The sequence below is a fragment of the Roseiflexus sp. RS-1 genome, assembly GCF_000016665.1.
Taxonomy (GTDB): domain Bacteria; phylum Chloroflexota; class Chloroflexia; order Chloroflexales; family Roseiflexaceae; genus Roseiflexus.
In genome coordinates this window covers 5,685,526-5,700,053 of record NC_009523.1, presented here as the reverse complement: position 1 = coordinate 5,700,053, position 14,528 = coordinate 5,685,526, and the positions used below count along the sequence as shown (strand labels likewise).

Sequence of the window (14,528 nt, the reverse complement as noted above, 5' to 3'; positions counted from 1 at the left end):
GACCGGACCATTGATGGACGTGACTCTGGCAATCGACACGGCTACGGCGACGGGGTTGGAACCGTAAACGATGGAGGTTCCAGCGGTCTGGCATCGGTCGGCGCAACGATCCGGATCGCACTGTTGAAGTCGAACAACCGGAGCAGCATACTGAACGATGTCGGTTCCGTCTGACCCTCCGCCGTACCGGTCACATCGATGGTCATCTTGTGCAGACGCCCGTCTTCGCAGATCGACAGGCGCGTTTCCGCCTGGTCGATGTTCTGAAGCGCAAGCGGCAACGTTCCCTCCTGATTAACGCCGGTGAGCAGGTTGGTCGTCGTCTCCCTGTCACCAACAAAGATGGCGCAGCGCTGACCATCGAGCGTTTCAGAGCCGCCGGGTTTGAAGCGGGACAGATCGACGTTGCTGCCGCGCAGCGAGCCGGTGATCTGATCGGGATCAACCGTTTCTGCGGGTGATTGCTGACCGGGCGGAAGTTCGTACCAGGCATCATCAGGCGCACCGAACAGCGGCGCCGGTCCGCGGATGTAGGATTTGCCATCGACGGTCAGGAATTCTGTGCCTTTCTCTGGATTGCCGGACAGCAGGGCAGCGAAGAGTCCACTCAATACCATCCGCGAATTTTTGCCTGCGACCTCGCCTTTCAGACTGATGATTTCAATCATGCCGTCCGCCGATGCCGCTGGCGCCCCTTCACCCATTTCCCCCTTCGTTTTGAAGGAGAGTTCGATGCGGTAGGTATCGGCGCTTGTCGCAGCGAGCAACCCGCTCTGAATGACATCGGCTGATGCCGATGCGGGCGGTTGGGTTGGCGGAACAGGCGTGGGCGTGGGTCGTGGCGTGGCGGTCGGGCGCGGCGTGGGTGTTGGCAGTGGGGTATTGGTGGGCGGAACGGGGGTCGGCGTCGGCGCCACGCCGATGATGCCGCACCCGGCAAGCGCCAGCATCAGCACGGTGAGCAGGAGAAGATGCCTGATGTTCATGCAGTGTCTCCTTTGAGTAGAGGATTCGCCCTCTTCTGTTGCAGCGCGCGAGAGGGGAACGCCAGCGCGCCTTCACCGGATTGCGATGTGCAAACGAAGAAGCGCCTGCGAATAATTTCTTACCTGCCTTTTTCTCAATGACCGGCTCCCGGTTCTCAGTTCTCAGTTCTCAGTCCTCGTCACCACCGCAATAATGCGTTCCGCCACCTGCAATGGGGACATCTGCGATGTGTCGAGGATCAGATGCGCCACCTGGCGATAGAACGGTAAACGCGCAGCGCGCAGCGCTTCGAGGCGCACCGCCGGGTCATCTCCCGCCAGCAACGGGCGTTCCTCCTCATGGGTGCGCAGGCGCGCGATCAACACGGCGGTTGGCGCATCGAGCCATACGACCAGCGCCTGATCTTTCAGCAGTACGCGGTTGGACTCGCGTACCACAATGCCGCCGCCGGTTGCAATAACGACCGGCGTTCTGGCGAGCGCAGCCGCGAGTGCTGCCGATTCACATTCGCGGAAGGCGGCTTCTCCCTCCTCCGCAAACAGGGCAGGGATCGACCGTCCCGTCATCTGCTCCACCATCGCGTCGGTATCGCACATATGCCAGCCGAGACGCCCCGCCAGCAACCGCGCGACAGTCGATTTCCCGCTGCCGCTGAGTCCGACCAGTGCAATCCGTTCTGGAATGCCTGTCATATCACCCGCCGTACCTGCACCAGATTGCTATGGAACGTGCTTTGCCCGGCGAGATCCGCCAGTGCGTCGGGCGTCAGCCAGTTGACGTTGCGACCGTCGGGCGAGAGGCTTGCCCACGGACCTTTGGGCGCCACAACCACGCCAGGCGGTACATCGTCGGTGACGACAGCGCGCAGCCGACACCATCCGCGCGCGTTTTCGACGTGCACATCATCACCGTGGCGAATGCCGCGTGTTGCGGCATCTTCCGGATTGATTTCAATGAACGGCGGACCTTCTTTTGCGCGCAGCCCCGGTTGATTGGCAAAACTCGACGAGACGTAATGGTGGGATGCGCCGGAGATGAGCACGAGAAACGGTGAATGTTGATCGGCGCCATGCACGTTGCTCGCTGCCTGGAACTCGGCGGGCGGGACGTACTCCGGCAGCGGGTCGAGACCGTGGGCGCGCAGCGCTTCGCAGCGCAACTCCACTTTTCCCGACGGGGTTGGGAAATATCCATCGGCGAAGGGAACCTCGCGTCCGGGAGAAAAATGCAGCGCTACTGTTCCTTCCGCCTGGAGGCGCTCCAGCGTTATGCCCTCCAGGAACGGGTTGCGGGCGCGCGTCGCGTCGAGGACGCCGCGGATCGCTTCTTCGGCATCCTCGTGCAGCCAGGGTTCGGTGTACCCCATGGCGCGCGCCAGCAGTCGCATCACATCCCAGTTGCTCTTGCATTCGCCGGGCGGCGGAACTGCCGCGTGGTTGTACTGGAGGTAGCGATGCCCATACGCCTTGTGCAGATCGATATGCTCCAGTTGGGTGGTTGCCGGCAGCACAATATCGGCGTAGCGCGCAGTATCGGTCATGAATTGCTCATGCACGACAGTAAACAGATCGTCGCGCAGCAACCCTTCGATGATCAGCCCCGCATGTGGCGAGGATGTCACCGGGTTGGCGCAGAAGACGAACAGCGCCATGATCGGCGGGTCGGTCACCTCGCCGGTCAGTGCGGCGCCCAGGCGGTTCATATTCACCACGCGCGGTGTTGGCGGGCACTCCGAGGCATGCCCGACCGCTTCGGCATCCCAGCGGACATAGCCGCTCGTACTGTACGCCAGCCCTCCGCCACGCACGCCATACTGCCCGACGACCGCCGGCAGGCAGCAGAGGGCGCGGAACGTCTGCCCGCCATTCCCGTGGCGCTGCACACCGTCGGCGGTTTTCAGCAGGGCAGGTCGGGTTGTGGCATAACGACGGGCAAGCGCAATGATCGTATCCTGCGGAACGCCGGTGATGGCTGCCACGCGGTCGGGTGGATACGCAGCGGCGCGGTCGCGCAGGTCGCGCCATCCGATGGTATGCCGCTCCAGCCAGGCTTCGTCGTGCAGTCCTTCGCTGAAGATCACGTGCATCAAACCGAGCGCCAGCGCGCCATCGGTTGCCGGGCGCGGGCGGATATGCTCATCGGCGCTGCGTGCCGTCAGGGTACGGCGTGGGTCGATCACGACGACATACGCGCCGCGTTTCTGCGCCTGCCGCAGCAACGGCATGAAGTGTGGACCGGTACTGGCGGGGTTATGCCCCCAGATCAGCACCAGGTTGCTATGGAGCACATCCGCCGGATCGGGCGCCAGGCGTGCGCCGAGGGTCGCTTCGACGGCGGCTTCGGCTGCGGCGCCGCAAATGCTGCGCTGCAACCCGCTCGCTCCCATCCGGTTCCACAGGCGGGCATTGCAGATCACGAGTTGCAGCAGACCGAGCGTGCCGCTGTAGGAGTACGGGAGGATGGCAGCGGCGCCGTAGCGTGCGATGATCTCCTTCCAGCGCATCGCAATCTCGTCGATTGCCGCTTCCCACGACACGCGCTCCCATCGGTCGCTGCCCTTCGGACCGGCGCGCCGCAGCGGGTAGAGAAGCCGGTCGGGGGCGTAGACCCGTTCCAGATATGGGCGCACTTTGGCGCACAGCCAGCCATTAGTAAACGGATGCGTCGGATCGGCGTAGAAGCGTACCGCGCGATCACCCTGCACCTCGGTGATTGTGGCGCAGGTGTCAGGACAGTCGTGCGGGCAGGCGCCGCGCACCAGGCGGACGCCCTCGTGGTGGGAAGGAGTGGATGCGTTCATGCCATATGCCGTTTCGTTATGAAACCCTACTATGGCTGCATTCTAACCCGAAAGCCGAACCAGGGCAAGAGTTTGTGCTGCTTGACGCAGGGCGCGCGCTGCGCTATCCTCACGCCCTGCACTGTTTGCAGAGAGGATTGCATGGACTACCAGCAAGCGCTCGATTATCTCTACTCATTCATTGCCGGACAACAGGGCGCGTCGCGCCCGCCGCCGATGATGAACCTGGTGCGCACGCGTGCGCTCCTGGCGGCGCTCGGTAATCCGCACCACGCAATGCCGTCCGTGATCATCGCTGGCACCAAAGGCAAAGGTTCGACCGCTGCACTGCTGGAAGCAATTGTGCGCGCAGCCGGGTTGCGCACCGGACTGTGGACATCGCCGCACCTGCATACCTACCGTGAGCGGATTCAGGTCAACCGTACTCCGATGACCCGTGACGAACTGGTCCGTGCGGTTGAGTCGATCCAGCCGGTTATCGAATCGATGATGAGCGGACCTGTCGGCGCGCCAGTGACATTTGCGATTGGATTTGCCCTGGCGCTGCGCTATTTCGCCGAACACGCCGTCGATCTGGCGATCCTCGAAGTCGGTGTGGGCGGGCGTTTCGATAGCGCGGCAGTGGTGACGCCGATTCTCAGCGTGATAACACCGATCAGTTACGACCATATGGACCTGCTGGGGGATACATTGGCGCAGATCGCGTGGGAGAAGGCGGGCATTATGAAGCCGGGCGTTCCTGTCATCAGTGCACCGCAACATCCGGAAGCGCGTGAAACGCTGATCCGTTGCGCTGCGGAGATCGGCGCGCCGCTGTATTTCGTGCGTGATACGCTGGCGCCTTCGGCAATCCAGGACGATCATTCCACCGGCGCCTGGCCCATACCTGCCGGACAGGGTCTGGACATTGAGCCGCAGCAGCGCATCCTTTTTGACATCGCGCCGTCGCTCCCCGGTGTGTTCCAGAAGGTGAACGCGCGCCTGGCGACCGGCGCAGCGCTGCTTCTCCGCGATGCAGGTCTGCCGATAGCCGACGATGCCATTGCCCGTGGTCTGGCTGACGCGCGCTGGCCCGGACGGATGGAGATTATCGACGGTGCGCCGCCAATTGTGCTCGACGGCGCACACAATGGCGAGTCGATGCGTCAACTGGTGCAATCGCTGCGCTGTCTCTTCCCGAACAGGCGCTACGTCGTTGTGTTTGGCGCATCGCGCGACAAAGACCTGGAGCGTATGCTTCCCGAACTGGCGCCGGCGGTTGATGCGCTTGTGCTGACCGCGTCGCGCCATCCGCGCGCGCTGGTTGCGCTCGACGAATTGCGGCAGCGGTTTATCCCGCTGGTGCGCGAAGGTGTGACGATCGACATCGTTCTGGATCCGGCAGAAGCGCTGGCGCATGCGCGCGCATATGCTACTGACGACGATCTGATCTGTGTCACCGGTTCACTGTTCATCGTCGCCGCAGCGCGCGAGGCGCTGGGTCTGGCGCAAGAACGCGACTGAGCAGGTTGACCTGCCTGTGAAAATGCGTATAATTGCCTCTTAACCTTCTGCTGTTCCACTGGAAAGGCGGGTTATACTGCGTCCGCATCGTGCAATGCTTCCACCCCATCGAATCTGATGCGCACTGCAGGCACGCAGGCGCTCTTCCGCTCCAACCATCGTCAAGGAGGACATTATGCGAGCATACGGTCCGGAACACATTTATACCATCGGTCTCTTCGGCCATGGCGGCTGCGGGAAGACGACGCTGACCGAGGCGCTGCTGCTCACCGCCAGGGCGATTTCCCGCGCGGGGCGCGTCGAAGACGGAAATACCGTTTCCGACTACGATCCCGAAGAGCAGCGGCGCCGCATGTCGATCAATCTGGCGGTCGCACCGGTTGAATGGCACGACAACAAGATCAATCTGATCGACGTTCCCGGCTACGCCGACCTGGTCGGCGAAATGGCTGCCGCGATGCGCGTGGTGGACGGGGCGATCATCGTCGTTGACGCCGCGGGCGGGGTTGAGGTCGGCACGGAACTTGTGTGGGAAATGGCACGCAAGGCGGGTGTGCCGACGTTGCTGTTCATCAACAAACTCGACCGTGAGAATGCAAATTTCTTCCGATGCATCGAACAGGCGCGTCAGATTCTTGACGAGGCGGTTGTGCCGATGCAGTTGCCGATCGGCGAACAGCGCGAGTTTGCCGGCATCATCTCGTTGCGTCGTCAACGTGCCTGGCTGATCTCCGAAAAGCACGATGGCGGCTTTGTCGAAGCCGACATTCCGCCCGAACTGATCGATCTGGAACAGGAATGGCGTGAAAAACTGATCGACCGGATTGCCGCAACCAACGATGACCTGATCGAGAAGTATCTCGATGGCGGTGCAGATGCGCTGACGCAGGAGGAACTGAACCGCGGTCTGCGCGCTGGCATTGCCAACGGCTCAATTGTTCCGGTCTTCTGCGGATCGGCGCTGCAGGTCGCCGGTATGGCGCAGTTGCTCAACGGCATCCTCGATAGCATCCCTGCAGCGGCGCGCAAGCCGGTGCAGGCGCGCGACCTGATCAACGGCAAAGACATCACGCTGAAAGCCGCCGCTGCCGGGCCGCTCAGCGCGCTGGTGTTCAAGACCATCGTCGATCCTTACGGCAAAATGTCGTACATCCGCGTGTTTAGCGGCGAACTCAGCGCCAACTCGACGGTCTTCAACCCACGGACGGGCAAAGACGAGCGGATCGGGCAACTCTACATGGTACGCGGCAGGGAGCAGACCGCCGTCGCCGCCATTGGTCCCGGCGACATCGGCGTCGCCGCCAAGCTTGGCGATGTGAGCACGAATGATACCCTCTGTTCGCGTGATCGACCGCTGCAACTCGCGCCGATCGATTTTCCGGCGCCGGCATTCACGGCGACGGTCAAGCCGAAGACGCGCGCCGATCTCGACAAACTCGGCAATGCGCTGCACAACGTCGTCGAAGAAGACCCCAGCGTGCGCGTCTCGCGTGACCCCGACACCGGCGAGAGTCTGCTTTCCGGGTTGGGAGAGTCGCATCTCCAGATCATTGCCGAGCGTATGAAGCGCAAGTTTGGTGTGGAAGTCGAACTAGACCTGCCGCGCGTGCCGTACCGTGAAACGATCCGCGGCAAAGCTGAGGCGCAGTATCGCCACAAGAAGCAGACAGGCGGCGCCGGTCAATTCGCCGATGTGAGCATTCGCATCGAACCGCTCCCGCACGATCCCAACCGCACCGATCCGCTGGAGTTCGTCAACTCGATCGTCGGCGGCGTCATCGACAAAGTGTTCATTCCCTCGGTCGAGAAGGGGGTGCGCGCTGCGATGGCGGAGGGGGTTATCTCCGGCAACCCGATGGTCGATGTGCGCGTCGAACTGTTTGATGGCAAGATGCACCCGGTGGACAGCAAAGACATCGCGTTCCAGATCGCCGGGCACGAAGCGTTCAAGATCGCGGCGCAAAAGGCGAATCCGACGATCATGGAGCCGATCTATCAGTTGGAGATTACGGTTCCGGAGCAGTACGCTGGCGATGTCATCAGCGATATGAACACCCGGCGCGGGCGCGTGATGGGCATGATGCCGGCGGAGGGCGGGCGCACGACGATCACGGCGCAGGCGCCGCTCGTGGAGGTGCTCCGGTACGCAACCGACCTGCGTTCATTGACGCAGGGGCGCGGGCGTTTTTCAATGACCTTCGATCACTACGAAGACGTGCCGCCGCATCTGATGCAGGCGTTGATCGAAGCGCGGAAGAAGGAGCACAATTCCGGGCACTGATACGATGGTGACGTAGCGACGTTGTACTGCAACGTCGCTACGTATTACGTCCTTCCAGCGCCTTCCGCAGCGCAGCCGCAATGGGATTCTCCTCTTCGTCTGTTTCGGATTCCGACGAGTAGAAATACTGACCGGTTGCGCCAGGTTCTTCGTCGGCGTCTTCTTCCTCGTCTTCTTCCTCGTCCCAGTCCAGGTGCAGATTCTCCGCGCCTGCCAGCGCGATAATGTCGTCGACCGAAAAGCGGATCAACCCGACGAGATCGGGATTGTCCGGCAGTTCAGCGAGCGTATCGACCAGACGCACCTGCGAGAGGCTTGCCAGGACCCCGGCAAGCGTGGGCGGCGGGTCGGCTGGCGGCTGGCGATCCGGGTGCTTTGCGATCCACTCAGCACGTTGCGCTGCTGCCTCTTCCGGCGTCTGCGGGATGCCGGTATCGACCAACAGGATCGTTGTATGCACGCGGGGAAACAGCATGCGCAGAATAGTCTGCGTATCGCGCAACTGACGGACCGCGCGGCGCAGGCTGGTCGCCTTCATGCTGGCTTTGATCTCGAAGACGTGGATGGTTTTCGGTTCCGGCAGCCATACGGCGTCGAGTTCACGATATTTGGTGATCGCCTGTCGCCCGCGATGTTCCAGGTATTCAACGATCCGGCGTTCCGAAAGCGGAACCTGCTGCGCCAGCCAGTCGCGGAGCGCCGCTTCCGCCTCGCTGCCGAACAGGTCGCGCGCGCGCGGCGGACGGATGGCGCGCTGATTGATCCGCAGCAGTTTCATCTGCTCGACGTGCGCGCGATAGCGTGGATCGTGCTCATCGATCAGGCGAGGACGTGAGAAGCGTGCGCCCATATTCATGCTCCTGACTGCATTCTGTCGCTTCCGGCGCTCCGCACTGGCGGATGTGGCAGTTTGCCGCCACATCCGCACACCTGTGCCATTACCAGGCGTATGCTTCCGGCGCCGGACCGCCCGGACCGGGCCAGATCGCGTCGAGTCGCGCCAGCGCCTCGTCGCTCAATGTGATCTCCAGTGCGCGCAGACTGCCGTTCAACTGGTCGAGCGTGCGCGGACCGATGATCGGCGCAGTCACGGCAGGTTGCTGGAGCAGCCATGCCAGCGCCACATCGGCAGGACGTTCGCCGATTTCGCGGCAGAACCCTTCGTATGCCTCCAGTTGGGCGCGATGTTTCTCGATGCGTTCCTGCATCCGCGCATCGGCGCGTCGTCCTTCGGCGACTTTCTGCAAGACTCCGCCGAGCAGCCCACCGCCGAGCGGACTCCAGGGAATAATGCCGACCCCATAACTCTGGCACGCCGGAATGACCTCGAGTTCGATCATGCGCGCTGACAGATTGTACAGACTCTGCTCCGATACCAGACCCATGAAGTTACGACGTTGCGCCGCTTCGTTTGCCTGCGCGATATGCCATCCGGCGAAGTTGCTGCTGCCGACGTACAGCACTTTCCCTTCGCGCACCAGTTGCTCCATCGCCTGCCAGATCTCCTCCCACGGCGTGTCGCGGTCGATATGGTGCATCTGGTAGAGGTCGATATAGTCGGTCTGCAAGCGCCGCAGGCTTGCTTCGCAGGCGCGCCTGATGTGCAGCGCCGAGAGGCGCGACTCGTTGGGCCAGTCGCCCATTTTGCCGTAGACTTTGGTAGCGAGCACAACCTTCTCGCGCCGTCCGCCGCCCTGGGCGAACCAGCGACCGATGATCTGCTCGGTAATCCCTTCGCCCATTTTCCAGCCATAGACGTTCGCAGTGTCGAAGAAATTGATCCCCAACTCCAGCGCCCGATCCATGATGGCGAAACTATCGGCTTCGCTCGTCAGGGGACCGAAGTTCATCGTGCCGAGGCAAAGCCGGCTCACGCGCAAGCCGGTGCGTCCAAGTCGTGCGTACTGCATAGCGTCCTCCCCTGCGACGCGGCAACTGCGCCACGTCACAACCATTTCTAGAGATATTGCCATTGTACCACTTTGATCTCAGCGGATGGTTGGACTACAATACGCGCGAGGTTGCCACCGTGGCGCACCGTTTCGCTTGTGACCTGTACGGATATCCGGGAAGAGCGCCCAATGTTCGGGTTCTCTTCGTCCTGCGCTCTGGCGAGACACGCAGCCAGCAGGCGACCCTGGAGTCGGGCGCGCTTTGCCGACCTGTCCGAAGTATATCTGGATCGAGATTCCGAACCGTTGTCAGGCGGGGCGTCAGGAGGAGACATGAGCAGCCGCTTCGATGAACTTCGCATTCTGTCGGGAAATGGCAATCCCGCGCTGGCACAGGCGATATGCAACCGTCTGGGGGTGCGCCTGGGCGATGTGACAATTACCCGTTTTGCCAATGAAAACATTTTTGTGCGTCTGAATGAAAGTGTGCGCGAGAAAGATGTCTTCGTCATCCAATCGCTGGCGTCGCCGTTGAGTGACCGCATTCTTGAACTGCTGATTATGCTCGACGCATGCCGGCGCGCCTCTGCCGGGCGGGTGACGGCGGTTGTGCCGTTCTACGCCTATGGGCGCACCGACAAGCGCGACCAGCCGCGCGTGCCGATCACAGCGCGCCTGCTGGCGGACATGATCCAGGTTGCTGGAGCGCAACAACTGGTCACCATCGACCTGCATGCCGGTCAGATCCAGGGCTTCTTCAGCATTCCTGTCGATGAGTTGAGCTGCATGGGGTTGCTGGTGCGCTACTTTCGTGATCGCGGGTGGGACGACGTGGTGGTGGTGTCGTCGGACATCGGATTTGCCAAACGGGCGCGCAACTTCGCCGAACAACTCGGTGCACCGCTGGCAATTGTCGAGAAGCGGCATACTGCGCGCGCCGACACCGATGGCGAGGAGGGCGGCGATGCGGTATCACTGATCGGCGATGTGGCAGGGAAGCGGTGCATTCTGGTGGACGACGAAGTAAACACCGGCAGGTCGCTGATCAATGCGGCGGAACTGCTGGAGCGCCGTGGCGCACGCGAGGTGTACGCAGCTATCGTGCATCCGGTGTTGGGGGGGGATGGCGCAGAACGGCTGCGCAACAGCGCGATCCGCGAACTGGTGACGACCGATACGCTACCAGTGCCAGCAGAGAAGTCGTGGCCCGGATTGCGCATTCTGACGGTGGCGCCACTGCTGGCGGAGGTGATTCAGCGTATTCATAGCGGCGTCTCAGTGCATACGATTTTTCCGCCGCGCTCGCTGGCGTGCTGATGCGGTGTGGTATACTTTATCCTGTAGCGAAGGTAAAACTGGGCGGGGCGTCACAGCACCTCTCTGCCAGGTCTGGCAGCGGACAGCATATCTGTCCACCTGTCCCTGAACGCAGCCGAAGGGGATTCCGGCGTTGCGCAGGCTGGACGTTCCATCGATGGACGCTGACCTGATCTATGACGCATACGCACCGATCTACGAACGAACCGGTCAGGATCGCTTCGGCGCCTATCTGGCGAATCTGACGTTGACGTGGTTGCGCGCACGCCAGGTTGCACCGCGCCGTGCGCTCGACCTGGCGTGTGGAACGGGTGGCGCAACCCTCGCGCTCGCAGCGGCAGGGATCGACACAATGGGCGTTGATCGTTCACCGGCAATGCTGCGGATCGCGCGCCGTCGGGCGCAGGAGGTGGGTCTTACGGTTCCGTTTGTTGCAGCGGATATGCGCCATCTGGAGAATGTGGAACCTGCCCACGCTGGCTGTTTTGAACTGGTGACCTGCTTTGGCGACTCGATCAACTACCTGACGGACGACCGCGATCTGCGCCAGGTGTTTGGCGGCATCCGGCGTGTACTATCGCCAGGCGGATATGCAGTATTTGATGTCAACACAGAGGCGGCGTTCGCCCGATGGGACGAAAGCGACCTGGTTATCTTTGAGAGCGACAACTGCCTGGTGTACAATCGACTGGGATACAATCCGGCGACACGCCTCGGCATTGGCAGAATTGTCTGGTTCGTGCGCGGCAACAAGACGCTCTGGCGGCGCGGCGAGGAAACGCACGTCGAACGCGCCTGGAGCGATGCCGAGATCCGGCAGGCGCTTGCTGATGCCGGTCTTGAATTCGTTGCGTGCCTGGATGTCACCGGGCGCATCCTCGCAGACGATGACCTGCCGGAACGGCTGATCATGGTTGCCCGGCTTACCAGGAAATAGGAGAATTTTACAATCGTGCACATCATTCAGCGGAGGGACACGTGAGCGAAACAGGCGCAAAGCGGCGAATGGATCGTTTTGATCCGTCGATTGAGCCAAAGTGGCGTGAGTTCTGGGCGCGCGAAGGCATTTTCAAAGCCGGGCGACGCGCGGGGGCGCCACGCCGCTACATCCTGGAAATGTTCCCCTATCCGAGTGGTGATCTGCACATCGGCCATCTAAAGAATTATGTGATCGGCGACGCGCTGACCCGCTACTATGTCATTCGCGGCTACGATGTGCTGCATCCCTTCGGCTGGGATGCCTTCGGGTTGCCAGCGGAAAATGCAGCGATCAAGTATGGTCGCCACCCGCGCGAGTGGACCTACAGTAATATCGCCGAGTCGAAGAAGTCGCTCGAAATTGCAGGCATTATGTACGACTGGTCGCGCGAGGTGACGACCTGCAATCCTGACTATTACCGCTGGAACCAGTGGTTGTTCCTGCTGCTCTACCGCAAAGGGCTGGCATACCGCGCGAAGGCGACCGTCAACTGGGATCCGGTGGATCAGACGGTGCTGGCGAATGAGCAGGTTGATGCCGAGGGACGCAGCTGGCGGAGCGGTGCGAAAGTCGAGAAGCGCGAACTGGAGCAGTGGTTCTTCCGCATCACGGCATATGCTGAGCGTCTGTTGAACGACCTGGATAAACTGGATCGCTGGCCCGAAAATGTGAAGACGATGCAGCGCAACTGGATCGGCAGGAGCGAAGGCGCCGAGGTGACTTTCCTGGCGCTGCCTCCCGGCGCCGATCTGTATGCGCCGCCGCCGCCCGATGCCGAGCCGCTGGTCGTCTTTACCACACGCCCCGATACGCTCTGGGGTGCGACGTTCATGGTGCTGGCGCCGGAGCATCCGCTGGCGCCGAAGTTGACAGCGCCCGAACGCCGTGCAGAGGTCGAGGCGTACATTGCCAGAGCGCGCATGGAGAGCGAAATCGAACGCACCAGCGCCACCCGCGAAAAGAGTGGCGTTTTCCTCGGTTCATATGCGATCAACCCGGTCAACGACGAGCGGATCCCGATCTGGATCGCCGACTATGTGCTGATGGGGTACGGCACCGGCGCCATTATGGCGGTTCCGGCGCACGATCAGCGCGACTTCGAGTTCGCCCGTCAGTTTGGTTTGCCGGTGCGCGTTGTGGTGCAACCGCCAGGCGAAACGCTGGACGGTGATACGATGACCGAAGCCTGGCCCGGCGATGGCGTCATGGTCAATTCCGGTCCCATCAACGGCATCCCGGTTGGCAAGGGCGAGGGGCAGAGCGTCAAAGCGGCGATTGCCTGGCTGGAGGCGCAGGGCAAGGGAAAGGGAACCGTCACCTACCGTCTGCGTGACTGGTTGATCAGCCGCCAGCGCTACTGGGGCACCCCTATCCCGATGCTGCACCTGCCGGATGGAACGATCAAGCCGGTGCCGGAGGATCAATTGCCGGTATTGCTGCCCGAAGTGCAGGATTACCTGCCGAAAGGCAAAAGCCCGCTGGCAGCCGCCGAACACTGGGTCAATACCATCGATCCGGAAACCGGTCAACCGGCGCGGCGTGATACCGACACAATGGACACCTTCGTCGACTCATCGTGGTATTTCCTGCGCTTCTGCGACGCGCAGAATGACCGCGAGATCTTTTCGCGCGAAGCGGCGCGCCAGTGGATGCCGGTCGATCAGTATATCGGCGGCGTTGAACACGCGATCCTGCACCTGCTCTACGCCCGCTTCATCACCAAGGTGCTGTACGACGAAGGATTGGTGCCAGAAGATGAGCCGTTCAAGGCGCTCTTCACGCAGGGGATGGTGCAGCGCCGCGTTCGCACACCGCTCGACATCGTTGCACCCGGCATGGTACGCTTCCCGGAGGAGTTGCGGCGCAAACTGGAGTTGCCCGCTGAGGCGCAAACCGTCGATCAGGCGCGCGCACTGTTGAAGGAACGCGGCTACACGCTCGAAGAAGAGAGCGATGGCGGCCTGACCGCCGTTTCCGGTCCGGTCACAATGTCGAAGAGCGCTGGCAACGGCATCCCGGTCGGTCCATTTGTGCGTCAGTACGGCTCCGATGTGGCACGAATCGTAGTCCTGTTTGCCGCTCCGCCGGAAAACAGCATGGAATGGACTGATGAGGGCGTCGCTGGCGCTCAGCGCTTCCTGAACCGGATTGTGGCGCTGTTCGGTCCTGACCGCGACGAGATTGCTGCGATGGTGCGATCCGGCAACGGCGCTGCGCCCGAAGGGGAAGACCGCGCGCTCTACCGTAAACTGCACGAGACGATCAGAAAGGTGACGCTGGATACCGAGCAGTTTCGCTTCAATACGGCAATCGCAGCGCTGATGGAACTGCTGAACGAGGCGAGCCGCTACCGCGCCGAAGTTGGTCGAGTGACTCCGGTGTTTGCACAGACTGCGGCAACCTTTGCGCGCCTGCTGTCGCCATTTGCGCCGCACCTTGCCGAGGAGGTGCATTCCTGGTGTGGCGGAACCGGCAGCGTGTACGATGCCGGATGGCCCGAATGGGACGAATCGGCGCTCGTGCTCGACGAGGTCGAGATTGTGCTCCAGGTTAATGGAAAACTGCGCGGCAAGATCATGGCGCCGGCTGGCGCCGATGAAGAGCAGTTGCGCGAATGGGCATTGACCAACCCGCGTGTGCTGAGTTTCGTCGGCGATAAAACCGTGCGCAAGGTCATCGTCGTGCCAGGGAAACTGGTGAATGTCGTGGTGTAAGCATACGCCGGGAATAGTTCGTTTCCGGCATATGTGCGCGGTCAGCGGGTGCGTT

At 61.9% G+C, this 14,528-nt stretch carries 10 protein-coding genes; 5 read left to right on the top strand and 5 right to left on the bottom strand.

Features of this window, described 5'->3' with window-relative positions:
- Positions 1 to 41: 41 nt before the first annotated feature.
- From ROSERS_RS23345 to ROSERS_RS23335, 3 genes are all read right to left on the bottom strand, one after another.
- On the bottom strand, positions 42 to 986 hold the full coding sequence (locus tag ROSERS_RS23345; RefSeq protein ID WP_011959212.1) for a hypothetical protein: 945 nt from the start codon (positions 984 to 986) through the stop codon (positions 42 to 44).
- A 162-nt stretch (positions 987 to 1,148) separates the two neighbouring features.
- Positions 1,149 to 1,679, bottom strand: coding sequence for a shikimate kinase (locus ROSERS_RS23340; protein ID WP_011959211.1), 531 nt, complete (start codon positions 1,677 to 1,679; stop codon positions 1,149 to 1,151).
- Positions 1,676 to 3,787 (bottom strand): molybdopterin-containing oxidoreductase family protein, encoded by a 2,112-nt coding sequence (locus tag ROSERS_RS23335; RefSeq protein WP_011959210.1) that lies wholly within the window; start codon positions 3,785 to 3,787, stop codon positions 1,676 to 1,678. Before ROSERS_RS23335 ends, ROSERS_RS23340 begins: the two co-directional genes overlap by 4 nt.
- Positions 3,788 to 3,928: 141 nt before the next feature.
- On the opposite strand from ROSERS_RS23335, the gene ROSERS_RS23330 reads away from it, so the two are divergent.
- Both ROSERS_RS23330 and fusA read left to right on the top strand, forming a co-directional pair.
- Positions 3,929 to 5,290 (top strand): bifunctional folylpolyglutamate synthase/dihydrofolate synthase, encoded by a 1,362-nt coding sequence (locus ROSERS_RS23330; RefSeq protein WP_011959209.1) that lies wholly within the window; start codon positions 3,929 to 3,931, stop codon positions 5,288 to 5,290.
- Positions 5,291 to 5,465: 175 nt separating this feature from the next.
- Complete coding sequence (gene fusA, locus ROSERS_RS23325) at positions 5,466 to 7,571, top strand: elongation factor G (RefSeq protein ID WP_011959208.1); 2,106 nt, start codon at positions 5,466 to 5,468, stop codon at positions 7,569 to 7,571.
- Positions 7,572 to 7,608: 37 nt separating this feature from the next.
- Here the strand turns inward: fusA and ROSERS_RS23320 are convergent, their stop codons facing one another.
- Positions 7,609 to 8,421: a hypothetical protein gene (locus ROSERS_RS23320; RefSeq protein ID WP_011959207.1), complete on the bottom strand. Its 813-nt coding sequence runs from the start codon at positions 8,419 to 8,421 to the stop codon at positions 7,609 to 7,611.
- A gap of 88 nt (positions 8,422 to 8,509) precedes the next feature.
- Complete coding sequence (locus tag ROSERS_RS23315; protein ID WP_011959206.1) at positions 8,510 to 9,481, bottom strand: aldo/keto reductase; 972 nt, start codon at positions 9,479 to 9,481, stop codon at positions 8,510 to 8,512.
- A gap of 315 nt (positions 9,482 to 9,796) precedes the next feature.
- Between ROSERS_RS23315 and ROSERS_RS23310 the strand changes: the two genes are divergently transcribed.
- From ROSERS_RS23310 to leuS, 3 genes are all read left to right on the top strand, one after another.
- Entirely contained in the window at positions 9,797 to 10,780 is a 984-nt protein-coding gene (locus ROSERS_RS23310; RefSeq protein WP_011959205.1) for a ribose-phosphate diphosphokinase, read from the top strand.
- Positions 10,781 to 10,913: 133 nt separating this feature from the next.
- Positions 10,914 to 11,717, top strand: a complete 804-nt coding sequence (locus ROSERS_RS23305; RefSeq protein ID WP_232282724.1) for a class I SAM-dependent DNA methyltransferase — start codon at positions 10,914 to 10,916, stop codon at positions 11,715 to 11,717.
- A 68-nt stretch (positions 11,718 to 11,785) separates the two neighbouring features.
- A complete protein-coding gene (gene leuS, locus ROSERS_RS23300) occupies positions 11,786 to 14,473 on the top strand; it encodes a leucine--tRNA ligase (protein ID WP_041334412.1) in 2,688 nt (895 codons plus the stop codon).
- Positions 14,474 to 14,528: the final 55 nt, after the last annotated feature.